At 45.1% G+C, this 23,344-nt stretch carries 22 protein-coding genes and 5 tRNA genes; 17 read left to right on the forward strand and 10 right to left on the reverse strand.

What is annotated here, in order from left to right:
* The first annotated feature begins 1 nt into the window (after position 1).
* The 5 genes from AACT21_RS10110 to AACT21_RS10130 all read left to right on the forward strand — a co-directional run bounded on the left by AACT21_RS10110 (position 2) and on the right by AACT21_RS10130 (position 516).
* A tRNA-Phe gene (locus AACT21_RS10110) sits at positions 2–77 on the forward strand.
* Between the two features lie 55 nt (positions 78–132).
* Positions 133–208 (forward strand) — tRNA-Thr (locus AACT21_RS10115).
* 15 nt (positions 209–223) lie between these two features.
* Positions 224–299: transfer RNA gene (locus tag AACT21_RS10120), tRNA-Asn, on the forward strand.
* A gap of 34 nt (positions 300–333) precedes the next feature.
* Positions 334–409 (forward strand) — tRNA-Thr (locus AACT21_RS10125).
* 31 nt (positions 410–440) lie between these two features.
* A tRNA-Asn gene (locus AACT21_RS10130) sits at positions 441–516 on the forward strand.
* Positions 517–637: 121 nt separating this feature from the next.
* Here AACT21_RS10130 and djlA read toward each other — a convergent pair.
* Positions 638–1,492 (reverse strand): co-chaperone DjlA, encoded by an 855-nt coding sequence (gene djlA / locus AACT21_RS10135; protein ID WP_017050643.1) that lies wholly within the window; start codon positions 1,490–1,492, stop codon positions 638–640.
* Between the two features lie 149 nt (positions 1,493–1,641).
* Here djlA and lptD point away from each other — a divergent pair, with 149 nt between their 5' ends.
* Genes lptD through apaH form a run of 6 tightly spaced genes read left to right on the forward strand, consistent with a single transcriptional unit; the run spans position 1,642 to position 8,424 of the window.
* On the forward strand, positions 1,642–4,002 hold the full coding sequence (gene lptD, locus AACT21_RS10140) for an LPS assembly protein LptD (RefSeq protein WP_094163912.1): 2,361 nt from the start codon (positions 1,642–1,644) through the stop codon (positions 4,000–4,002).
* 56 nt (positions 4,003–4,058) lie between these two features.
* Complete coding sequence (surA, locus tag AACT21_RS10145; protein ID WP_094163914.1) at positions 4,059–5,354, forward strand: peptidylprolyl isomerase SurA; 1,296 nt, start codon at positions 4,059–4,061, stop codon at positions 5,352–5,354.
* Complete coding sequence (pdxA, locus tag AACT21_RS10150) at positions 5,344–6,336, forward strand: 4-hydroxythreonine-4-phosphate dehydrogenase PdxA (RefSeq protein WP_094163916.1); 993 nt, start codon at positions 5,344–5,346, stop codon at positions 6,334–6,336. The genes surA and pdxA overlap by 11 nt, the downstream gene beginning before the upstream one ends.
* Positions 6,337–6,349: 13 nt before the next feature.
* Positions 6,350–7,156, forward strand: a complete 807-nt coding sequence (gene rsmA / locus AACT21_RS10155; RefSeq protein WP_013857835.1) for a 16S rRNA (adenine(1518)-N(6)/adenine(1519)-N(6))-dimethyltransferase RsmA — start codon at positions 6,350–6,352, stop codon at positions 7,154–7,156.
* 60 nt (positions 7,157–7,216) lie between these two features.
* The gene (apaG, locus tag AACT21_RS10160; protein ID WP_013857836.1) at positions 7,217–7,597 is read left to right on the forward strand and encodes a Co2+/Mg2+ efflux protein ApaG; all 381 of its coding nucleotides are present in this window, start codon (positions 7,217–7,219) and stop codon (positions 7,595–7,597) included.
* A gap of 11 nt (positions 7,598–7,608) precedes the next feature.
* Positions 7,609–8,424: a bis(5'-nucleosyl)-tetraphosphatase (symmetrical) ApaH gene (gene apaH, locus AACT21_RS10165; protein WP_094163918.1), complete on the forward strand. Its 816-nt coding sequence runs from the start codon at positions 7,609–7,611 to the stop codon at positions 8,422–8,424.
* Positions 8,425–8,470: 46 nt separating this feature from the next.
* On the opposite strand, the gene folA is transcribed toward apaH, so the two are convergent.
* The 6 genes from folA to rplU form a co-directional block, all read right to left on the reverse strand.
* Positions 8,471–8,953 (reverse strand): type 3 dihydrofolate reductase, encoded by a 483-nt coding sequence (gene folA / locus AACT21_RS10170; protein ID WP_017045398.1) that lies wholly within the window; start codon positions 8,951–8,953, stop codon positions 8,471–8,473.
* A 43-nt stretch (positions 8,954–8,996) separates the two neighbouring features.
* Positions 8,997–9,485, reverse strand: coding sequence for a threonine/serine exporter family protein (locus tag AACT21_RS10175; RefSeq protein WP_013857839.1), 489 nt, complete (start codon positions 9,483–9,485; stop codon positions 8,997–8,999).
* Positions 9,473–10,234 (reverse strand): threonine/serine exporter family protein, encoded by a 762-nt coding sequence (locus tag AACT21_RS10180; RefSeq protein ID WP_013857840.1) that lies wholly within the window; start codon positions 10,232–10,234, stop codon positions 9,473–9,475. The genes AACT21_RS10175 and AACT21_RS10180 overlap by 13 nt, the downstream gene beginning before the upstream one ends.
* 116 nt (positions 10,235–10,350) lie before the next feature.
* The gene (cgtA, locus tag AACT21_RS10185) at positions 10,351–11,523 is read right to left on the reverse strand and encodes an Obg family GTPase CgtA (RefSeq protein ID WP_010320622.1); all 1,173 of its coding nucleotides are present in this window, start codon (positions 11,521–11,523) and stop codon (positions 10,351–10,353) included.
* 221 nt (positions 11,524–11,744) lie between these two features.
* Complete coding sequence (gene rpmA / locus AACT21_RS10190; protein ID WP_010320621.1) at positions 11,745–12,002, reverse strand: 50S ribosomal protein L27; 258 nt, start codon at positions 12,000–12,002, stop codon at positions 11,745–11,747.
* Between the two features lie 21 nt (positions 12,003–12,023).
* A complete protein-coding gene (gene rplU, locus AACT21_RS10195) occupies positions 12,024–12,335 on the reverse strand; it encodes a 50S ribosomal protein L21 (protein WP_010320620.1) in 312 nt (103 codons plus the stop codon).
* Between the two features lie 272 nt (positions 12,336–12,607).
* On the opposite strand from rplU, the gene ispB reads away from it, so the two are divergent.
* Positions 12,608–13,579 carry an octaprenyl diphosphate synthase gene (gene ispB, locus AACT21_RS10200; RefSeq protein ID WP_017047084.1) on the forward strand — a complete coding sequence of 324 codons (972 nt, stop codon included), beginning with the start codon at positions 12,608–12,610 and terminating at the stop codon, positions 13,577–13,579.
* A gap of 97 nt (positions 13,580–13,676) precedes the next feature.
* Here ispB and AACT21_RS10205 read toward each other — a convergent pair whose 3' ends face one another.
* Both AACT21_RS10205 and mdh read right to left on the reverse strand, forming a co-directional pair.
* Positions 13,677–15,083, reverse strand: coding sequence for a basic amino acid/polyamine antiporter (locus tag AACT21_RS10205; protein WP_013857842.1), 1,407 nt, complete (start codon positions 15,081–15,083; stop codon positions 13,677–13,679).
* 293 nt (positions 15,084–15,376) lie between these two features.
* Positions 15,377–16,312 carry a malate dehydrogenase gene (gene mdh, locus AACT21_RS10210; RefSeq protein ID WP_094163920.1) on the reverse strand — a complete coding sequence of 312 codons (936 nt, stop codon included), beginning with the start codon at positions 16,310–16,312 and terminating at the stop codon, positions 15,377–15,379.
* Positions 16,313–16,637: 325 nt separating this feature from the next.
* Here mdh and argR point away from each other — a divergent pair, with 325 nt between their 5' ends.
* The 5 genes from argR to AACT21_RS10235 all read left to right on the forward strand — a co-directional run bounded on the left by argR (position 16,638) and on the right by AACT21_RS10235 (position 22,487).
* Entirely contained in the window at positions 16,638–17,111 is a 474-nt protein-coding gene (gene argR / locus AACT21_RS10215) for a transcriptional regulator ArgR (RefSeq protein WP_013857844.1), read from the forward strand.
* A gap of 463 nt (positions 17,112–17,574) precedes the next feature.
* Positions 17,575–18,543: a TAXI family TRAP transporter solute-binding subunit gene (locus tag AACT21_RS10220; protein WP_094163922.1), complete on the forward strand. Its 969-nt coding sequence runs from the start codon at positions 17,575–17,577 to the stop codon at positions 18,541–18,543.
* A 287-nt stretch (positions 18,544–18,830) separates the two neighbouring features.
* On the forward strand, positions 18,831–21,404 hold the full coding sequence (locus AACT21_RS10225) for a TRAP transporter permease (protein ID WP_094128151.1): 2,574 nt from the start codon (positions 18,831–18,833) through the stop codon (positions 21,402–21,404).
* Between the two features lie 84 nt (positions 21,405–21,488).
* On the forward strand, positions 21,489–21,926 hold the full coding sequence (locus AACT21_RS10230; protein ID WP_013857847.1) for a universal stress protein: 438 nt from the start codon (positions 21,489–21,491) through the stop codon (positions 21,924–21,926).
* A gap of 168 nt (positions 21,927–22,094) precedes the next feature.
* On the forward strand, positions 22,095–22,487 hold the full coding sequence (locus AACT21_RS10235; RefSeq protein WP_176430192.1) for a DUF2061 domain-containing protein: 393 nt from the start codon (positions 22,095–22,097) through the stop codon (positions 22,485–22,487).
* 11 nt (positions 22,488–22,498) lie between these two features.
* Here the strand turns inward: AACT21_RS10235 and AACT21_RS10240 are convergent, their stop codons facing one another.
* Positions 22,499–23,302: a glycosyl hydrolase 2 galactose-binding domain-containing protein gene (locus AACT21_RS10240; protein ID WP_013857849.1), complete on the reverse strand. Its 804-nt coding sequence runs from the start codon at positions 23,300–23,302 to the stop codon at positions 22,499–22,501.
* Positions 23,303–23,344 lie beyond the last annotated feature (42 nt).

The following is a 23,344-nucleotide window of genomic DNA, read 5'->3' on the forward strand; positions in this document are numbered from 1 at the left end:
CGCCCGGATAGCTCAGTCGGTAGAGCAGAGGATTGAAAATCCTCGTGTCGGTGGTTCGATTCCGCCTCCGGGCACCACAGTTTCTAAATTGTTGGTGCCTAGCACAGACAATAAATTTAAAGATAAAAATGTGCCGACTTAGCTCAGTAGGTAGAGCAACTGACTTGTAATCAGTAGGTCACCAGTTCGACTCCGGTAGTCGGCACCATTCTTTAAAACCTGTTCCCCCTTAGTTCAGTCGGTAGAACGGCGGACTGTTAATCCGTATGTCGCAAGTTCAAGTCTTGCAGGGGGAGCCACTTTTCATCAATGAGCACTGCTTATTGATTCGGCGCCGACTTAGCTCAGTAGGTAGAGCAACTGACTTGTAATCAGTAGGTCACCAGTTCGATTCCGGTAGTCGGCACCATTTATCTGCATAAGATAAGCAAACATTCTGTTCCCCCTTAGTTCAGTCGGTAGAACGGCGGACTGTTAATCCGTATGTCGCAAGTTCAAGTCTTGCAGGGGGAGCCACTTTCTAAAGCCAAGTTTTCAAACTTGGCTTTTTTTGTGTCTTGCGTATGCTCATAATAAAAAGAGCCAGTTTGCACCAGCTCAATCGATTGGAACGTTCGCGGTAATTCACGATAGCCGGTTACTTAAAACCCTTCTCTTTCTTAATCAAATCGTACGCATTTTGGATCTCTTGCGATTTTTCTTTCGCAACGTTCATCATCTCTGGTGGTAAGCCTTTGGCCATCAATTTATCTGGGTGATGCTCATTCATCAATTTGCGATAGGCACGTTTAATTTCTTTAGCATCCGCATCTTCACTCACGCCTAACACATCGTAAGCATCAGTGAGGCGTTCAGCTTGCGCGGCTTGTTGCCACTGCCCAGATTGCTGGTAGCCTTGCTGTTGGCCACCAAAATTTCCGCCTTGTTGAAAACGAAAGGCCGCTTCTTGCATACGCAAGCGTCTTTCCAGTTGATCGGATGAGAAACCTAAACTACGAGCGATTTTGTGCAGTACATTGCGCTCGCTAGGGTGAACATCCCCATCGGCAAACGCGGCTGATATTTGCAATTCGAGGAAAAATTGCAACAAGTCAAAGCGTCCACCCGTCGAAAGGCGCACACGCTCCAACACTTCCTCTAAAGGAAAGCCACTCTCTTTCCCCTCACGAAACGCATCTTGAGCCGCTTTACGTTGCTCACCATGTAAGTTCATACGCTCCATCATGATGGTAGCTAGCTGGATCTCTTCTTTGGTAACTTGCCCTTTCGCTTTAGCAACATGGCCCATGACCGCGAAAGCGGCTTTAAAAAATTCGTCTTGTCGCTCAGTTTGGCTTGGCCCAGAACCAAATGAGCTAGTTTTAAACCCCGCTTGATTCAAACGACGAGCTTTATCAAATTGATGCCCGAGAAACAAACCAAAAAATGCGCCAAACGGTCCTCCAAATAAGAAGCCAAAAAAAGCGCCAAGAATTTTGCCAAAAATATGCATTATGTGCTCTCAATCTATGAATTTTTCAGGAGTAAAGCGGTCTGATAGTGCCGGGAGCTTCAATTTCCTTTATGATAAGAAACGTTTTATTTTACATTCGGCCATCCATCTTCCGAATCAATCAAGTTCAAACAGGATAGTACAACTCGATGTCATGTTTTTCCCGCACCTTGTTAGCCGCTTCAATTAGCGCAGCTCTTTTTGTGCCACAGACTCAAGCAGAAGCTATGTTAGACAATAGTGTGCAGGAAATGCCCGCTATAGATCAATGTTTGATCAACGAACCTGAAGCAGAAAACTCAAGTCAGCAACCGATTAATGTCGAGGCTGATACGCTAGAAGCCGTGAACGGTGAACGCGCAAACTACTCAGGCAATGTGGTCGTTGTTCAAGGTAAAAAACGCATTCTAGCGGATACCGTTACCCTGCATCAGAAAGATAATATTGTGGTTGCGCAAGGTAATGTCAACTTCAGTGACGGTGAAGTAAGGACCATTTCTGACAAAGCCACCAACAATCTTAATACGGATTTAATGACATTAGAGAACACAAAATATCAATTTTTGTGTGAACCCGGCCGCGGTGAAGCTGTGTATATTTCCAAAACGGGTAAGGCCGTTTATGAGATAGAAGATGGTTCGATTACCTCTTGCCCTGAAGGCAATAATGCATGGCGATTGAAAGCATCCAGCATTGATATTGACCAAAATGAAGAGCAAGCCACTTTTTATAATCCGCGCTTCGAGATTCAAAATATTCCGATTTTTTATCTGCCATTTCTTACGGTGCCGATTGGCGACACACGTAAAACGGGATTTTTATACCCTACCGTTTCTTACGGTTCTAGCGATGGTTTTGAAGCCCAAGTACCTATTTATTGGAACTTAGCGCCAAACTATGACCTAGAAACGACCTTTAAATATATGCAAGAACGCGGTACGCAATTAAACAGTGAATTCCGTTATCTGAATGATTTTGGTACAGGTAACATTAAATCTGAATATTTACCTGATGATCAAAAACATCCGGAAAAGGGCAGCCGCTGGGGCTTCCAATACCAACACAGTGGTATTTTCAACCAAGCTTGGAAGTTTGAAATTGACTACTCTCAAGTCAGTGACATTAGCTACTTTAGTGACTTAGACTCAGGTATCGGTAACCGAGAAGATGGTCAGCTTATCCAAGAAGGTAAAGCCACCTACCGGACCCACAATTGGGATTCATCGATACTGGTTCGCGACTTTCAGCTGCTTACAGAAGACAAAACTAGCACCAACCAACCCTATCGCTTGATGCCACAGATTGCGTTTAATTACTATGCCCCCGAATTATTACCGTATTTGAACTTTGATATGGTGAGCCATCTATCGCGTTTTGAAACCGATGCAAGAGGAAAACCTGCAGCCACCCGAGCGCACATTGAACCGGGCTTTACTATTCCTCTCAGTAACACCTGGGGCACTTGGACAACCGAAGCGCGAGTGCTTGGTACTTATTACCAACAAGATCTCAGCGGTGTTGACCTCAATTCGGATAATTATAAAGACCTAAAAGAGAGCGTTTCACGCATCATTCCGGAATTTAGAACTCATGCGGGATTAGTACTGGAAAGAGATACGGTTCTGTTTGATGATTATACGCAGACACTTGAGCCGCAGATTCAGTACCTGTACGTACCGAGAGAAGATCAGCGCAATATCGGGTTGTACGATACAACGCTACTGCAAACCGATTATTATGGTTTATTCCGCAGCCGTAAATACAGTGGTGTCGATTATATTGCCCCAGCAAATCAGATCAGCTACGGTGCCTCTTCACGGTTTTTCGACGATCAGTATAAAGAACGTTTAAATATCTCTTTTGGCCAGATTTTTTACCTCAAAAAAGATCTCAAGAATTCCTCCCCTAATGAGGGAGATAATTCAGCCAACACTTCCAACTATTCGGCTTGGGCCGTCGAAATGGACTTCAACTATGATGATTTACTCTTCTACCATGGCGGGGTTCAGTACGACATAGACAGCAGTACGATGCAGCTCGCCAACAGTACCCTAGAGTATCGGGTTGGCTCTGGCTATATTCAAACCAACTACCGCTATGTAACTTACGATTACATTAAAAACACCGTGGACTTCAATACTAGTGGAATAACCAAAGAGGGTATTTCACAAGCCGGTTTACTGGCTGGGTATCAGATTTCCCAAAAATGGAATGCTAGCGGACAGTACTTCTACGATTTAACCACAGAAAAGAACTTAGAGTGGCTGGCTAACCTAAGCTACACCTCAGATTGTTGGTATATTGGTTTTACTTATAGTAATCAACTGCGGAAATGGGATGGTGATTTTGTTACCGACCCTAATGCTACGCCACTCTACGAAAATAACTTTAGTTTGAACTTTGGTATTGTCGGTTTTGGCACCACGATTGGTGCAGGTTCCGGAATGACGGGCGTAGACAGCGCTGGAAATTCATTAAGTTATGGTCGTCCATTTTTCCTAAACAACTAATTTATTCGGCCTTTGCTTAAGCGTAAAGGCCCTTGCTCATTTTGATAGGACTACAAATGAAATTGTGGAAACACACACTGATTGGATTGATGGCAACATTAAGCCTAAACACCGCATACGCTACTCCTGTTGAGCTCGATCGCGTCGCTGTCATCGTCAATAGTGGCGTTATTTTACAGAGTGACATTGATGGTGCATTAAAAACCTTGACCATTAATGCAAAGAAAAATGGTCAAACGCTACCCGAAGACACAGTGCTGCGTGAGCAAGTGGTTGAAAAATTGATTATTGATACCATTCAGCAACAAGAAGCACAACGCATTGGCGTTCGCATTGACGATAACAGACTCAGTGACGCTATCGCCGACATCGCGAAAAACAATAATCAAACCCTGGAACAGCTTAACGCTTCTGTTACTGCTGAAGGGCTGACTTATGCCGAATTTCGCGAACAAGTACGTAAAGAAATTGCAGCAAGTGAAGCGCGCAATGCTTTAGTTCGTCGCCGGATCAATATATTACCGGACGAGGTGGACAACTTAGCTAATATTCTTGCGCAAGAAACCAATGCAACGGTGCAATATAAAATCAGCCACATCCAACTGCGTGTTGACGACACTCAAGATAAGGCCGCAGTAGAACAGCAAGCCAAAACCTTAGTCGAAAAACTCAACCAAGGAGCAGATTTCAGCACCATGGCTTACACCTATTCAAAAGGTCCGAAAGCGCTGCAAGGTGGTGATTGGGGCTGGATGCGCAAAGAAGAAATGCCGACAATTTTTGCCGACCAAATCAAAATGCAAAACAAAGGCTCTATTATTGGGCCATTTCGCAGTGGCGTCGGTTTCCACATTCTTAAAATTGATGACGTCAAAGGATTAGAAACCGTCGCGGTCACGGAAGTTAATGCACGCCATATTTTAATCAAACCCACGGTCATTTTAAGCGATGACGGCGTACAAAAAGAGCTACATGACTTCATTCGTCGCATTAAGGCAGGTGAAGCGACCTTTGGTGAATTGGCGCAGCAATACAGCCAAGATCCCGGCTCTGCGGCACAAAATGGCGAATTGGGTTATCAAACACCGGAGCTGTACGTGCCGGAGTTTCAACATCAAATCGAAACATTATCGGTTGGGCAAATCAGCGAACCCTTTAAAACCGTTCATGGTTGGCATATTGTCGAAGTGCTTGATCGCCGTGAAGTCGACCGCACCGACTCTGCACTGAAAAACAAAGCTTATCGCATTCTTTTTAATCGAAAATTCAATGAAGAAGCCAGCGCATGGCTACAAGAAATGCGTGCCAGTGCCTTTGTCGAAATTATACAGGACAACCAAGATGACAATTAAACGCATCGTGGTTACCGCTGGCGAGCCCGCGGGTATTGGCCCAGATTTGGTGCTGGCCTTATCAAAAGAAGATTGGGCACATCAACTGGTGGTATGCGCGGACAAAAGCTTGCTTGCAGAGCGCGCTAAAGAGCTCAATATTGACGTTATATTGGAAGACTACTCAGTCACCTCTGCACCAAAACCACAGCAAGCGGGACGGTTAGTAGTGGATCATATTCCCCTCGGCGCACCGGTGATAACGGGGAAACTGAATGAAGCCAATGGACATTATGTATTAAATACATTAGAAAGAGCCGCTTTAGGCTGTATGAATGATGAATTTGATGCTATTGTCACCGGCCCTGTGCACAAGGGGGTGATCAACCGAGCTGGCGTTGCATTTAGCGGCCACACTGAATTCTTTGCTGAAAAATCGAATACTCCACTGGTGGTTATGATGCTCGCAACAGAAGGGTTGAGAGTCGCGCTAGTGACAACACATATTCCACTGGCTTATGTATCAAAGGCAGTAACGGTCGAGCGGTTAGAAAAAATCATCACTATTTTGCATAAAGATTTGGTGAAAAAATTTGCCATTGCTCAACCCAAAATTTATGTGTGTGGTTTAAACCCACACGCGGGAGAAGATGGCTGTCTGGGCCGTGAAGAGATAGAAACCATCACTCCAACACTAGAAAAAATTCGTCAGCAAGATGGCATTAATTTGATTGGCCCACTACCAGCCGACACCATCTTCAATGACAAATACTTGCAAGATGCCGATGCTGTTTTAGGCATGTATCACGACCAAGTCCTGCCCGTATTAAAGTACAAAGGTTTTGGTCGTTCAGTAAATATTACTCTTGGTCTACCCTTTATAAGAACATCGGTCGATCATGGCACCGCACTCGAATTGGCAGGGAAAGGGCTTGCGGATACAGGGAGCTTTAGAACAGCACTCGCCTACGCGATTGACTTGGTAGAAAAGAAACCTAATTAATTTCGAGAAAACTATGAGAAATGATGTCCACTTAGGGCACAAAGCGCGTAAACGTTTTGGTCAAAACTTCCTAAACGATCCATACATTATTGATGGCATCGTCTCTGCGATTAACCCTCGTCCGGGACAAAATTTGGTTGAGATCGGCCCCGGTCTTGGAGCGATAACTGAGCCAGTCGGCCGCGAAGTGGATAAATTCACTGTTATTGAGCTAGACCGTGACTTAGCTGAGCGCCTGCGCAACCACCCAGAATTATCGAGTAAATTGACGATTCACGAAGGCGATGCGATGCGCTTTGACTTCACGCAGTTGGTGAAGCCGAATAATAAACTGCGCATTTTCGGCAACTTGCCATACAACATTTCAACGCCATTAATGTTCCACTTATTTGAATTTCATAAAGATATTCAAGATATGCACTTCATGCTGCAAAAAGAAGTGGTCAACCGTTTAGCTGCCGGTCCCGGCAGTAAAGCTTACGGGCGCTTAACGGTTATGACGCAGTATTTCTGCAAAGTGGTTCCTGTGTTGGAAGTTCCGCCAACGGCTTTTGTGCCGCCACCGAAAGTTGATTCAGCCGTGGTGCGTTTGGTGCCTTATGAAGTACTGCCGCATCCAACGACAAACATGAAATGGTTAGAGCGTGTCTGCCGAGATGGTTTTAACCAACGTCGTAAAACCGTACGCAACTGCTACAAAGGTTTGATTGAGGTGGAAACGCTAGAAGAACTTGGGGTCAACCCTGGCATGCGCCCGGAAAACCTAACACTTGAACAGTTTGTTGCTATGGCAAACTGGTTAGACGCTCATCACGCCTAATAACGATTGAGCGATAAACGGCCAATGTCTATCGCTCATCTATAAAAACAAGGAGTTAACATGGATATCTCTGAACCTTGTATCAAAATCCAAGTCCATACCCAGTATCTCCCCGAGCAGTCCAATCCCGATTTACACCGCTATATCTTTGCCTATGTGATCACCATCCGTAATCTCAGCAACCAGCAGGTACAGCTGATGAGCCGCCGTTGGTTAATTACCGATGCGAATGGCAAACAGATGTCTGTGGAAGGTGATGGCGTGGTCGGGGAACAACCGATTATCTTGCCCAATGATGAGTACCGCTATAACAGTGGTACGGCGTTGGAAACGCCAGTCGGTGTTATGCAAGGTCATTACATTATGTTAGATGAAGCGGACGCTGAATTTATTGTTGAAATTGAGCCTTTTCGTCTCGCTATTCCTAATGTTTTAAATTAAAAGAGGTAGCCGTGGCGAACTATATTGTCGGCGACATTCAAGGCTGTTTTGACGAACTACAGTGTTTATTGGCTCAAGTGCAATTCCAACCACAACAAGACACACTGTGGGTAGCTGGCGACTTAGTAGCAAGAGGCCCTAAATCTCTAGAAACGCTACGTTTTATCAAACAATTGGGTAGTTCGGCGCGTATCGTTCTAGGCAATCACGATCTTCACCTACTGGCCGTCTCGCTGGGCATCCACCCATGTAAACCTCGTGATAAAACCTTACCCATATTACAAGCGAACGATGCAACAGAGCTGCTCACTTGGTTGCGCCATCAACCGCTCCTCGCTGAACATGCTGACTTTGTTATGTGCCATGCGGGGATTTCTCCTCTGTGGGATCTTGAAACTGCACGTCAAGCAGCAAAAGAAGTCGAAAGTATTTTACAAAGCGATCGTTGGCGTTGGCTTATCGAGCAGATGTACAGCAACACACCTGATATGTGGAGCTCGAAGCTAGAAGGGATTGACCGCTATCGCTATACCATCAATGCCTATACTCGGATGCGTTTTTGCTTTGCTGATGGGCGTCTTGATATGGCGTGCAAACTTCCTCCTCAAGAAATAAAAGATGAAGAATTGTTACCGTGGTTTGCCCTACCCAAACGCCTTAAACTCGATAAAACAGTCCTCTTTGGCCACTGGGCTGCGTTAGAAGGTTACCGCAGCGACGAAGTGATAGGGCTTGATACTGGCTGTGTGTGGGGAGGATGTTTGACCATACTACGCTGGGAAGATAAACACTACTTCACTCAACCAGCGTTAACCCATAAAGGCTAACGAATAAAAAGATTCGGATCGTTGCTTAATATCGATCCGAAATCCTCTATTGCTTATCAAAAACCACAAACTGCATGTTGTGAGCATTTTTGTCATCCGCTTGATACATTTCACGATGAACTTCTTGCCACTCACTCCCCCACTCGGGAAATTGCGTATCTCCCTCAATATTTAAGTCAATAAAGGTGAGGTATAGTTTATTGGCCTGTGGCATACAGGCTTGATAGATAGAGCCGCCACCAATGATCATCACTTCATCCACATGACCCGCAACCTCAATGGCTTCTTCAATCGAAGAGACAATACTCACCCCTTCAATTGCCAATGAAGCATCACGACTGATCACGATATTATGGCGACCGGGTAACGGGCGACCAATAGACTCATAAGTTTTTCGCCCCATGATCACTGGTTTGCCCAATGTACAGCGTTTAAACCATGCAAAATCGGCCGGTAAATGCCATGGCATTTGATTGTCTTTACCAATAATCCGGTTGTCTGCCATCGCGGCAATCATGCTGATGATCATAAATAAGATCCTAAAGTGTCATCACGAAAAATAGCCCATGCCCTTACACTATGGGTTTGCGCCGATAGAATAACAAACCCGGAACCGCAAGGCCAACCGCTAAGCCCGCGATAATAAACATCGCTTTTAAAAAATTATCCATCAGTATCGCCAGCAGCTCTGGCGTAAAACCAAGATGGTTAATTTCAACCATTGCAATCATCGCTTTAAAGGCAAAAACCCCGGGAACCATTGGGATCAAAGCCGCTACAGTAAACACTTTAGGGTGAGCTAAAAATTTACGCGACCAACGCACGCCAATCATTCCAACGATAGTTGCAGCAAAAAAAGTCGCCCACTCAATGGGAATTCCAAATTGCATCATTAAGTAACGTGAGCCATGACCAATCGCACCACCTAACGCACAATATTTTAGGGCTGGTACAGGAACATTAAACACCAAAGCAAAACCAACGGCTGGGATTGCAGCAAAAAACATATCATTGGCTAAACCGAGTAATAAATTCATCCAATCCATCGCTACCACCCCCATACACCCGTCACGCTCATCGCCGCAACGATGCCCAAACTCGTTGCCAACGTCAGCAAACTTGCCATCACAAAACGGGCAATACCCATATTGATATAACCTTTAAGCATATCCGCGACCGCATTAATTAAAGGAAAACCGGGGACTAACATCAGTACAGAAGAAGCCATCACAATGGTTGGTTTATTGCCTAGCTGGTAGATGATAGCTTGCGCTGAAATGATCGAAGTGACAAATGAGGTCACCGTAAAGTTGACGAGCGGATTAAATTGGCGATGCCCAATCTCTTGGCGCACAATCATACCCGCCGCAGAAGCAATGAACGTCATCGTAAACACCGTCCAATCTCCGCCAGCTAAACGAGCAAATGCAGCACAAGAAAGACCAATCATTACCACAACCAACCAACGGTTGTAGCGTTCAGGGCTGATTTGATTGAGTTTTTTCTGCGCAAGGGAATAATCTAAAATCCCTTTTTCCATCATGATGCAGATGCGCTGGACTTGCGTCACTACCCGCATATTGATCCCACGATCAGGACAACGGCGCGCAGTCGTAATGCAATGGCCATCATAAACCGTGGTTAGCACAAGTGAACTCGCCGAGAGCGATACTTCCACTTCACTCATGCCACACGCCGCTCCCATGCGACGCATAATATCGCCCACAAGTGTACTTTCCGCACCATGAGCCAACAACATTTGCCCAGCTTGGGCGATCAATCGAGAAACAAGCCTCTGTTTGGATGTCATGATTCCTTTCCGAACGTCCTAAAAGCCCAATAGTGTGCCCGAAATTGGGTGCTTTAAATATGATTTAGCTATAAAAAAGCCGCAATAATTATTGCGGCTCAATCCATTCAGGAAAATTAATCACGAACATAGATAACGTGACCGTCATCTTCTTCGTCGTCCCAATCATCCCAGTCATCACCATCTTCAGTGATCACATTTTGGCTGTTCATCTCATCTTTATGGTAATCATCCCACATGAAATCGACTTTCTGAGCTTCACTGAGCTCTTCCTGCTCACGAGGTAACGTTTCCATATAGTCAGCCAACTCACGGCACAAATCCGCCGTACCTTGTTGGTTTACTGCCGAAATTTTGAAGTATCGCCCTTCCCAAGCTAGCGCATCTAAGATCTCTTGGATCTTTTCATCGGCTTCTTCTTCAAGCATCAGATCAACTTTGTTGAATACCAACCAACAAGGTTTTTGCGACACTTTTTCACTGTATTGCTCTAGCTCATCAAAGATGGTCAGCGCATTTTGCGCAGGATCACTTTGATCAATAGGAAGAATGTCGATCATATGCAGCAACACTCGGCAACGTTCTAAGTGCTTTAAGAAGCGAATACCTAAACCAGCACCATCGGCCGCGCCTTCAATCAAGCCCGGAATATCAGCGATCACGAAACTTTTCTCAGGAACCACACTCACGACACCCAAACTTGGGATCAGCGTAGTGAAGGGGTAATCAGCGACTTTTGGCTTCGCTGCTGAAACAGAACGAATAAAGGTTGATTTACCCGCATTCGGCAAGCCAAGCATACCCACGTCAGCTAACAGTAAAAGCTCAAGGCGTAATTCGCGCACCTCACCTTTTTTACCCATGGTTTTTTGGCGTGGTGCACGGTTAACGGATGACTTAAAGCGAGCATTACCTAAACCATGCCAGCCACCTTTAGCGACCATCACTTTTTTGCCATGCTCTGCAACTTCACCCACAACTTCATTGGTGTGAATGTCAACCGCTCGAGTCCCGACAGGCACCTTCAAAGTAATGTCTTTACCGCGCTTACCTGTACAGTTAGCACCGCCACCATTTTGGCCGCGCTCAGCAGCGTAAAAGCGTTGGAATCGGTAATCAACCAAGGTATTTAAGTTTTCATCGGCTTGGATATAAACGTCGCCGCCATCGCCGCCATCGCCGCCATCAGGGCCGCCTTTCGTCACGAATTTTTCACGCCAAAAGCTCACGACACCGTTACCGCCATCACCCGCTTCGACTTTAATTATCGCTTCATCAACGAATTTCATTTGTTACTCCACGCTCTTTGCGTTGCGATATCATTGTCACACAATGATATAAATTCTAGCAGATACACATTCAGGATCGACCGTGATCATCCTTCGTTTTATCCACAATTGGAACACATAAGGAGAAACTCTAGTGATTAGAGTGTCTTCTTTTCTGTTCGGCTGATAAATAAAAAACCCCACCGTAACGGCAGGGCTTTTGAGTTCAGTTAGGTATAAATTTATTCAGCGTCGATGCTAACAAATTTACGGTTTTTAGGACCTTTAACTTCAAATTTCACTTTACCTTCAGTAAGAGCGAAAAGAGTATGGTCTTTACCGATACCAACGTTAGTGCCTGCGTGGAACTTAGTACCACGTTGACGAACGATGATGTTACCTGCAAGAACAGATTCACCACCGAAACGCTTAACACCAAGACGTTTGCTTTCTGAATCGCGGCCGTTACGAGTAGAACCGCCAGCTTTTTTGTGTGCCATTGTTAAACTCTCCTAAATTACTTAAGCGTTGATGCCAGTGATTTTCACTTCAGTGAACCACTGACGGTGGCCTTGTTGTTTACGAGAGTGTTTACGACGACGGAACTTAACGATTTTAACTTTATCGCCACGACCGTGTTGTACTACTTCAGCAGTAATTTTACCGCCTTCAACAAGAGGTGCCCCAACAGTGATTTGCTCACCGTTAGCAACTAGTAGAACTTTATCAAATTCAACAGTTGCACCAGTTTCAACGTCTAATTTCTCTAAACGAAGAGTTTGACCTTCGCTTACACGGTGTTGTTTACCACCAGATTGGAAAACAGCGTACATATTTTACTCCGCTCTTTCCGCACAGCCGTATGCTTTTTATTTGAGCAATTTGGGTGTGCGCTAAACTAATCATCAATAGGGCGCAGATTCTACGCGAATGAGTACCCCAAGACAAGCCATATTTTGAAAAAATTGGCGAAAAGCTAATCGCCAATGAAAAGTGGCGCAATCATGCCTTTAAGCCTTGTATTAATCAACGTTTTTTAGTGTATTATTCGAGAATTATAGAAGAACACAACACCTTATAGGTTCTAACTTCAGCCGGATTAACCATGGATTTTAAAGCTATCCAAACGCTTACTGCCGATGACATGGCAAAAGTGAATGAAACGATTCAAGCTCAGCTCAACTCTGATGTATCTTTAATCAATCAATTAGGATTCTACATCGTCAGCGGAGGTGGGAAACGTCTGCGTCCTTTGCTGGCTATTTTGTCGGCTCGAGCCCTTGGTTATCAAGGTGAAGCGCACACGACTGCCGCTGCATTTATTGAATTCCTACACACGGCAACCTTGCTGCATGACGACGTTGTCGATGAATCGGATATGCGCCGTGGCAAGGCAACAGCGAACGCGGCATTTGGCAATGCAGCGAGCGTGTTAGTGGGGGATTTCATCTACACGCGTTCCTTCCAAATGATGACTACACTAGGATCGTTAAGGATCCTTGAGCTGATGAGCGATGCGGTGAACGTTATCGCTGAAGGCGAAGTGCAACAATTGATGAACTGTAATGATCCAAACACTACCGAGGAAAATTACCTACAGGTGATCTACTCGAAAACGGCGCGTTTGTTTGAAGCAGCGACCCAGATTGGTGCGATATTAAGTAATGCTTCTCCTGAAATTGAAACGGCATTACAGAACTATGGTAAATACCTTGGCACGGCTTTCCAGCTCATTGATGACGTGATGGATTACACCTCTGATGGCAGTGAAATGGGCAAAAATGTGGGCGATGATTTAGCGGAAGGCAAACCAACACTTCCTCTATTGTACGCAATGCAGCATGGTACACCCGAACAAAAAGAGATGATCCGTGAGGCCATCGAAAAAGCCAATGGCATGGAACAGCTGGATGCAATTCTAGCGGCAATGAAACAGACAGGCTCGCTTGAATACACAACCAACAAAGCGCTCGAAGAAGCCGATAAAGCGATCAATGAGCTGTCTATCCTGCCAGAAAGTGAATATAAACAAGCCCTGATAGCTCTAGCTCATATGGCTGTGAATAGGACAAAGTAGAACAGCAGCTAGCTTGGACGAAGAATCGACCTTTGCCTAGAAATGCACCGCTACAAAAAGAGCCTCAATTGAGGCTCTTTTTGATTCTAAGCGTTATTTAAAACCCGCCTTGCCAAATCATGCCAAATGCAAAAACAGCCACGATCGTTAAAGCACAAGCTCCTAACTTTTCTTTGCCTTGAAAAGGATGAATGCCCTGCTCTCGTTTGGCTTTCATGTAGAAATAGAGCCCAGGTAAGTAGAGTAGCGCGGAGAGCATCAAATAGTGCAAACCAGAGGCATACAAAAGCCAAATTCCATAAATGGTGGCACAAGAACCTATTACCAGAAGTTTGCCTTTATTCTTCTGTTCAATCGCGATCTTTAACGTAAAGGCGCCGATCAAAAAATAGGGAACAAGGATCATTTCTGAAGCGAAGATCAGCAGCGTATCGTAGGTACTGCCTGCGTACATCACCAGAATCAGTGAGACCTGAATGCAAATATTGGTTAGAGTTAACGCTTTTACTGGGCTCCCCGCTTCGTTTTGCTGGGCATAGATGGCAGGAAACATCTTATCTCTAGCACATAAAAATGGCGCTTCGGAGGCCAGGACCGTCCAGCTAAGAAAAGCACCGCACACCGAAATAATTAATCCAACACCGATAATGTACTCGCCCCAAGGACCAAGAATAGTCGTCAGCACTTTGGCCATTGAAGGGTTCTGATATTGCGCCAATTCAACCGGTTTAATCACGCCCATCGACAATAAGGTGACCAATACATAAATGGTCAACGCCGTAAGCAAACCGAGAATAGTCGCTTTACCGATATCAGCACGGTGGCGAGCGCGGCTTGACACAACAACCGCTCCCTCTATTCCGATGAACACCCATACCGTGATCAACATGGTGCTTTTTATTTGATCCAGCAGATCATGGCCAACACCGAAGTGTAAGCCTGTAAAATCCAATGTGAATTTGTCCCAAGAAAAAGCAAAAGCGGCACAAATGATGAACAACACTAGAGGGATCATTTTAGCAAAGGTGGTAATCAGATTAATGAATGCGGCCGTTTGTACTCCTTTTTTGACCAACGCATGCACCAACCAAAGTAATACCGATGCACTCCCAATGGAAAGCCACGTATTACCCGCCCCAAACATCACGTTATCTGGTGTATCAAACAGCATACCTAAGGTACTAAAAACAATTACCAGATAAGAGACATTAGCCACCATGGCGCTAAACCAGTAACCCCATGCGGAACAAAAACCCGCAAAGTCACCAAATCCTTCTCGAGCAAAACCAAATACGCCACTATTAATATGAGGTTTATGAATGGCAAGTTGTTGAAAAGAGAGCGCGAGAAAGATCATACCAACGCCGGTGATCCCCCAACCGATCATTACCGCCAAAGGGCTGGCGACTGAGGCCATGTTTTGTGGCAGGCTAAAAACACCAGCGCCAATCATTGAACCAATGACCAGTGCTGTCAGTGAGCCCAAACCAAGCTTATTATCCATGGGAACTATCCAGTGAGTGTTTACACATTAGAGGAAGGCGCTATTTTAGAGAACATATTTACCAGACATCAATCCCTATGTGATCGCGGTCACTGAGATAGTGAGTCAATAGTCAAATTCATTGCTAGGGATCAAAAAGTTTGTAAGTTCACGACGAAAATAATGCACTGCTCAGTAAAAAAAACCGCATATTACACAGTTCAAAGCATCATCATACAAAAATATTGGTAAAAACCATAAAAAATGCCGCTTGGATGAGCAAGCGGCATTTTTGTATAAGATAAGGTTATTCTTTATTTGGCGAAATCAACACCTAGCTGAATATCACCTTTCAGTGTTGTCAGCATTCCATCTAACGCGGCTTGTTCATAGGCACTCAATGCACCATAGCTCAACACTTCTTCGACACCCTCTTTACCGAGTTTAATCGGTTGTGCAAAGAATGAAGCATGCTCACTACCACCGTCAACGTAGGCACATTCCACAACACCTGGTTCACCTTGTAGTGCTTTGACTAATGATAAGCCAAAACGGCAAGCCGCTTGACCCATTGACAGTGTTGCACTGCCGCCACCCGCCTTCGCTTCCACCACTTCGGTGCCTGCATTTTGAATACGCTTAGTTAGGGCTTCCACTTCTTTGGCCGTGAACTCAACCCCTTCAATTTGCGAAAGCAAAGGAAGGATAGTGACGCCTGAGTGGCCGCCAATCACAGGCACAATAATCTCGCTAGGGTTTTTATCTTTTAGCGCCGCGACAAACGTTTCTGAGCGGATCACATCCAACGTTGTCACACCAAATAGCTTACGCTTGTCGTAAACGCCTGCTTTTTTCAAGACTTCCGCTGCAATAGGTACTGTTGTATTGACAGGGTTGGTGATAATGCCCACACAGGCTTTTGGACAGACAACCGCAATCTTTTCAGCCAACGCTTTCACAATGCCAGCGTTAACATTAAACAGATCCGCGCGATCCATACCCGGCTTACGAGCGACACCAGCAGAAACAAGGACTACATCCGCACCTTCAAGCGCAGGTGTTGGATCTTCGCCAGCATAGCCTTTGATCGATACGGGAGTAGGAATGTGGCTTAGATCGGCAGCAACGCCCGGAGTCACCGGTGCGATGTCATACAGCGCCAGATCGGAACCAGCAGGAAGATGGTTTTTAAGTAGAAGTGCTAGGGCTTGACCGATGCCACCAGCGGCACCAATAACAGCTACTTTCATCGTAGTTCTCCTTGAGAATAAATCTCTTATAAATGTTTTTGTGTAGGGTATTTTTAAGCTAGAAAACTATAGCAATCACAATATGATTACAATCAATTAACGCTAGCTTTGCGACCTCGCGCAATTCGCTAAAATCGTGCTACAGCACAGATGGCAATTATGACCTTGTTTATCTTTACCGACAAAGAGTTAAGTTGCCATTCGACCAAAGTTTTACATAAAAGTTTACAGTGACCTTTTAGACACTTTTGGACGATAATTTGGCGATGACTGCATAGCTATGCGAGAATATGCAGCAATAAATGGCTAATCGAAGACGATAACTATGCGCAACAATAATGATAAGCAAGATAATCTGGTTCGTGCTTTTAAAAATCTATTAAAAGAAGAACGTTTTGGATCTCAAGGTGACATTGTCGATGCCCTGCGTAATGAAGGGTTTGATAATATCAACCAATCCAAAGTATCTCGCATGCTGACTAAATTTGGCGCGGTACGCACTCGCAACGCAAAAATGGAGATGGTCTACTGCCTTCCTGCTGAACTCGGTGTACCAACCGTATCAAGTTCACTGCGTGAATTAGTGCTAGATATAGATCACAATGCCGCGCTGGTAGTGATTCATACCGGACCAGGGGCGGCGCAGCTTATTGCTCGGTTACTTGATTCTCTGGGCAAATCAGAAGGTATCTTGGGTGTGGTGGCTGGTGACGATACCATTTTTATCACACCGACACTGAACGTAACGACAAAGCAGCTGTTTGATTCAGTCTGTGATTTGTTTGATTACGCAGGGTAATTTGTCACTAAACGCATTTCATCTCACTCTCTAGTAGAATCACACTGAGTCAAGTCGGCGTGATTCTCTTCACATCTTCAGCAATAAGTTGTCACAGCAGAAAGAGGAATAACTCCTTGATAGGCAAGCTATTGCCATATTTTGGCTCTGACAATGACGCTTATTGATAGCCAATTTCGCTACATTTTTTAACATTCCTGTAATTATGTGTCGATTTTTTGGTATTATTTAGCCACTTTTTCAACATACGGATTGAAAAAGATGCCGTTTCTAGATGAGGAAACTCCCCCGATACCCAAACAACTTGAAGTTGCGGGTAGGCGGCAAGTGAGTCAGTCGTCATAAGCATGGATAATTCTGTGATTGGGGTGAACGAACGTAGCCAACACCACAGCAACTTCAGGTGGGAAGGGTGTAACAACAATTATCTATGGGGTTAATAATGAATAAGGAAGGAAAATTCATGGCATTGAATAAATTGATTAAAGTTGGAATTATTGCAGCAGCGGTCATGGGTACAGGTACGTTAAGCGCACAAGAGTTCATTACGATTGGTACAGGATCCGTCACTGGTGTTTACTACCCGACAGGTGGTGCTATTTGTAAGCTGGTTAATAAAGGGCGTAAAGATCACAACATTCGCTGCTCAGTAGAATCAACGGGCGGATCGATCTACAACGTGAACACGATTCGTGCAGGTGAACTCGATTTCGGTATTGTTCAATCTGACTGGCAGTACCATGGTTATAACGGTACCAGTGAATTTGCCGAGCAAGGCCCGAATAAAAAACTGCGCGCAGTATTTTCCCTTCATACCGAACCTTTTAATATCATTGCCCGCGCCGATTCAGGCATTGAAAACGTGGCTGACTTGAAAGGTAAACGTGTCAACATTGGTAACCCAGGCTCTGGTGACAGGGCCACCATGGCAGTGGTGATGGATGCATTTGGTTGGACCAATGACAGCTTCAAACTGGCTTCTGAGCTCAAAGGCTCTGAGCGCTCTCAAGCATTGTGCGACAATAAAATAGATGCCTTTATTTATATGGTTGGCCATCCAAATGGTTCAATCAAAGAAGCAACGACCTCATGCGATGCAAAACTCGTCTCTGCTACTGGCCCTGAAATTGAAAAAATTGTTGCCAATAACCCTTACTACGCTTACAGCACGATTCCTGCTGGCATGTACCGTGGAACAGATAAAGATATAACCAGTTTTGGTGTGGCTGCGACCTTGGTATCAAGCACTGATGTGTCTGATGAAGTCGCATACAATTTGGTCAAAGCGGTATTTGAAGATTTTGATACCTTTAAACGTCTTCACCCTGCCTTTGCTAACTTGAAAAAAGAAGACATGGTGAAAGCGGGGATCTCCATTCCTCTTCACCCTGGCGCAGAAAAATACTACAAAGAAATCGGTCTGCTAAAATAATTTCGCATCGCGAAAACCAACAATAGCGATACCGAATCAAAGGAGGCTGAACGTCTCCTTTGATTGCCCTTTCAGTCACGAGCGATATGCCCTTTATCCCTTGGCGTTATGGTCAACGATGATGGCCTGTCCTCTTACGTTTACAACGACTCTTTGGGCACATTTGGGTTTTAAATGATTTAACAACCCACCTTTTGTTCTGTTCCGCAATAGCCCACTTCTCATTAGCAGTGAATTGACCCTGTGACCAACCGAGACGTAGGCAGCCAATAATAAGGATAACGTACATGACGAAGACACTTACTCCGTCAACCGATGTGCAGGAAATGGTAGCGCAATCTGATACTGGCGCAAGAAACCCTCACGGCTTGCCGGGGCGCATTTTGTGGTTTGTCCCACTATGTTGGTCACTATTCCAACTTTGGTATGCTTCACCGCTGCCCTTTATTTTTAACTTTGCCATCTTAAACGATACGCAAGCACGAGCCATTCACCTCACATTCGCTGTTTTTCTCGCCTTTACGGCCTACCCTGCGTTAAAGAACTCACCACGCGATCGCATTCCATTGATTGATTGGATTTTGGCATTGGCGGGCAGTTTCTCTGCTGCTTACATCTATTTATTTTACAATGAGTTGGCTGGTCGCTCTGGTGCGCCAACCTTGATTGATATAGCGGTCTCCGTCACAGGAATGGTGCTATTACTTGAAGCAACACGTCGAGCGTTAGGACCACCGCTAATGTTGGTCGCAGCACTCTTTTTGCTCTACACCTTTGGTGGCCCCTACATGCCGGATGTGATCGCTCATAAAGGAGCGAGCCTAAACAAAGCGATGTCTCATTTATGGCTGACTACTGAAGGGGTTTTTGGGGTGGCTCTTGGGGTTTCCACCTCTTTTGTGTTCTTGTTTGTTCTATTTGGCGCAATGCTTGAACGAGCTGGCGCAGGTTCCTATTTTATCAAAGTGGCCTTTTCACTGTTGGGCCACATGCGAGGCGGTCCCGCGAAAGCAGCGGTTGTGGCCTCAGGCTTATCAGGGCTAGTGTCTGGCTCATCGATTGCAAACGTAGTTACCACCGGTACTTTTACCATTCCCTTGATGAAACGTGTCGGCTTTCCCGGAACAAAGGCGGGCGCTGTTGAAGTAGCCGCTTCCACCAATGGCCAATTAACCCCGCCTATCATGGGTGCTGCCGCATTTTTAATGGTGGAATATGTCGGTATTTCCTATGTTGAAGTGATCCGTGCGGCGCTACTGCCAGCGCTTATCTCTTATATTGCCTTAATTTATATTGTCCATTTGGAAGCCTGCAAAGCAGGAATGAAAGGCCTACCTCGCCGTCATACACCGACATGGGTGCAAAGCTTACTTTCATTTACGGGTACTATTTTAGGGCTTTGCGTTCTCAGCGCTGTTGTTTACTACGGCATTGGTTGGACCAAAGAGGTGTTTGGTGACGCCGCTACTCCAATTGTTACGGTCGCGCTTTTACTGACTTATGTCGCTCTGATTAAAATTTCGTCTCGCTACGCCTCAGAAAGTGCAATGGATATGGATATCCAAGAAGTACCCGACCCTGGGCCGACGGTAAAATCAGGGCTTCATTACCTGCTACCTATTGTGGTGCTAGTATGGTGTTTGACGGTCGAGCGCTTCTCGCCCGGATTATCCGCCTTTTGGGCCACGATATTTATGGTCTTCATTTTGATCACTCAGCGACCAATCATGTCGTTACTCAATAAGAGCAACGATTTGAACACGCAAGTGAAGGCTGGGTTTGTTGATCTTGCCGAAAGCTTGGTTTCGGGCGCGCGGAATATGATTGGCATTGGTGTGGCAACCGCCGCCGCAGGAACCGTCGTTGGTGTCGTCACCTTGACTGGCATTGGCTTAGTGATGACCGATTTTGTTGAGTTTATATCCGGTGGCAGCGTCATACTGATGCTGATTTTTACCGCCGTGATCAGCCTCATTCTTGGTATGGGCTTACCGACCACCGCCAACTACATCGTCGTATCAACCTTAATGGCTCCCGTCATTGTGACACTGGGAGCCGCTCATGGTCTTATCATCCCATTGATTGCCGTACACTTATTTGTGTTCTATTTCGGCATTTTGGCAGATGACACCCCACCAGTTGGCTTGGCGGCATTTGCCGCAGCCGCTATCGCTAAATCAGACCCTATTCGTACAGGTATTCAAGGGTTTGCTTACGATATTCGTACCGCCATTTTGCCCTTTATGTTCGTATTCAACACTCAACTACTGCTAATGGGAATTGATACATGGTGGCACTTAGCGTTAACCATTTTCTCGGCCATTACCGCAATGCTGCTGTTTTCTGCTGCGACTCAAGGTTGGTGGCTCACTCGCAATAAGTGGTGGGAAACCGTCTTGTTGTTGGTGCTGACGTTCTCGTTCTTCCGACCCGGTTTTTGGTGGGACATGATTTATCCTGCGAGCGAACTGCACCCAGGCACAGAGATAGCGCAAATTGTAGAAAACCTCGATGTGGGTCAATCGATAGAGCTTATCGTCGCTGGTGAAACCATTGAAGGTGATTACTTATCAAAAACAGTACTACTCCCTTTTGATGATCAAGCGTCAACGGCAGAACAGCGTATTCAATCAATGGGGCTAACCCTGAAAGAAACCAGTAATCGTATGCTGGTGGATATGATTGAGTTTGGCAGTCCAGCTGAAGCTGCAGGCATAGATTTTGATTGGGAAATCCGCTCAGTTGTGTTGGAAAGCCAACGGCCAATGAAAGAGTGGGTTTTCTTACCTGCATTATTATTAGTGCTGACGCTAGCTTGGAATCAAAAACGCCGTATGAGAACACAAGAAATACGCGCTTAATCAATATGCCTAGCACGAGCTAGGCATATACTTTACGGAAACAAGGTGCTCTAAAGCACCCTATCGTAGATGAGATAATCCATAATGTATAAACACATCCTTGTTCCAGTGGACCTTAATGAAAAAGGCTTTTCTGACAAAGCCGTTGAACTTGCTGTTTGGCACGCGACACATTCCAATGCTGAAATTCATCTTTTAAATGTATTACCTGGTATCCACATGTCGATGGTCGCCACATACTTCCCGAAAGATGCCGCGGCGAAAATGAAAGAAGACGTCAAGCAACAGCTAAAACAGTTTGCTGATCAACATATCGCTGACGAAATAATCTACAAACTGCATGTAGCGGAAGGTAAAGCCTACACTACCATTTTAGATTACGCAGAAAAGCTCGGAGCTGATTTGATTATCATGCCAAGCCATAAACGATCGAAGATCGATAAAGTGATGCTGGGATCGGTGGCCAGTAAAGTAGTGCAAAACTCGCCAATCAATGTACTGGTTGTCAAACCGCAAGGATAGAAACCCTGCATCGTCATAAAAAAGCGCATGAGGCGCTTTTTTTTATGCCAACGACAAGCGCCTCAGTTAGGAATTGGCTATCAAACTAATAGGCTCAATTATCTTTACTTGTTGAGAATAATTATCAATAATGTTTACATCAACCCGATAACCGTTTAGGTGAACATTATGAAAAAAACGCTTAGCTTTGCCGCGATCCATTTCAGTATTGCGTTTACCGTCGTTTATCTACTTACGGGCGACATTATTCTTGGTAGTCTGATTGCCATGCTTGAACCGATGGTCAATACCGTTGCTTTTTACTTTCACGAAAAAGCATGGGCGCACTACGCCCCACTGCGCCGCTACTCACAATCGGCCAAAATTAAAACAGGTAGCTTTGCTGTAGTGCACTTCAGTGTTGCATTTAGCGTGGCATATATCATGACAGGAAGTTTTGTCATTGGTGGTGTTTTAGCCATGATCGAACCGAGTATTAATACGTGTGCTTACTACTTCTACGAGAAGTTCTGGCAAAAGAGGCATCCGCAAGAATGGTCACCAATGAAATGCTCTCATTAACTGTACGTTGATCAGATAGGAAAATGGGTAACACAGAGATCTTCGCTTAACGCGATATGGAAGGATTGCTGCTGGCCATCAAGTTGCACCGATAAGGTATACAAATCATTCGGGTTAAGCTGTGTAAGATCTGCGTACTTCGGCGCTTCCACTTGAAATAAAGCACTGGCGTGCTGATGACGCACATCAATAGGTAACTGATAGCTCATACCATTAAATTTCACCACCGCGGAAACTAATCCTGGTGCGTAGGTTTGATAATGTAAGTGAACCAAAAACTCACAGCCACCACCATAGTGCCAGATTTGCTCAGTGGTAACATGCTCTAAACGAACATGACGAATACATTGCAGATAAGGTTCTTGCCAAATACCCATTCGCTCATCGTATTTCTTCACCGAGTGGTGTCCCAATGGGCATAATTGCGGTAAATCTTGATCCTCCAGCAACCACTCTTCTTCTTGCTCAACAAACAAAATTTCGAATCGATTGCGGCCGAGTTGCAGCAAAGGCCGAATGTCTTTTTTATACACCGCTTGACTGCCATCACAATCAAATAGTGCCACACCGTTTAAACGTATTTCCGCATAAAAATCGATCCCCTCAAGCACAAGATCAATTGCAGCAAAACCAAGCATCACTTCATCCACCTCAACATCATGCATCAAATGCCACTCTTGCTCGGCAATTTGTGCTTCTGTCATATCGTGAGGTAATACTTGGCTAAGAGGCGCAGGAAAACAAAGATCATCTTGCGGGATCGATAAATCAGTCAACGGTGAAAGCTGCCAAAAGCCAGCAAGAGAAATTCGCATAATAAACTTGAGCTAGATCAATGTTGAGCGATTATATACAAA

The organism is Vibrio sp. V08_P9A1T1, assembly GCF_963874405.1.
Lineage (GTDB): Bacteria > Pseudomonadota > Gammaproteobacteria > Enterobacterales > Vibrionaceae > Vibrio > Vibrio anguillarum.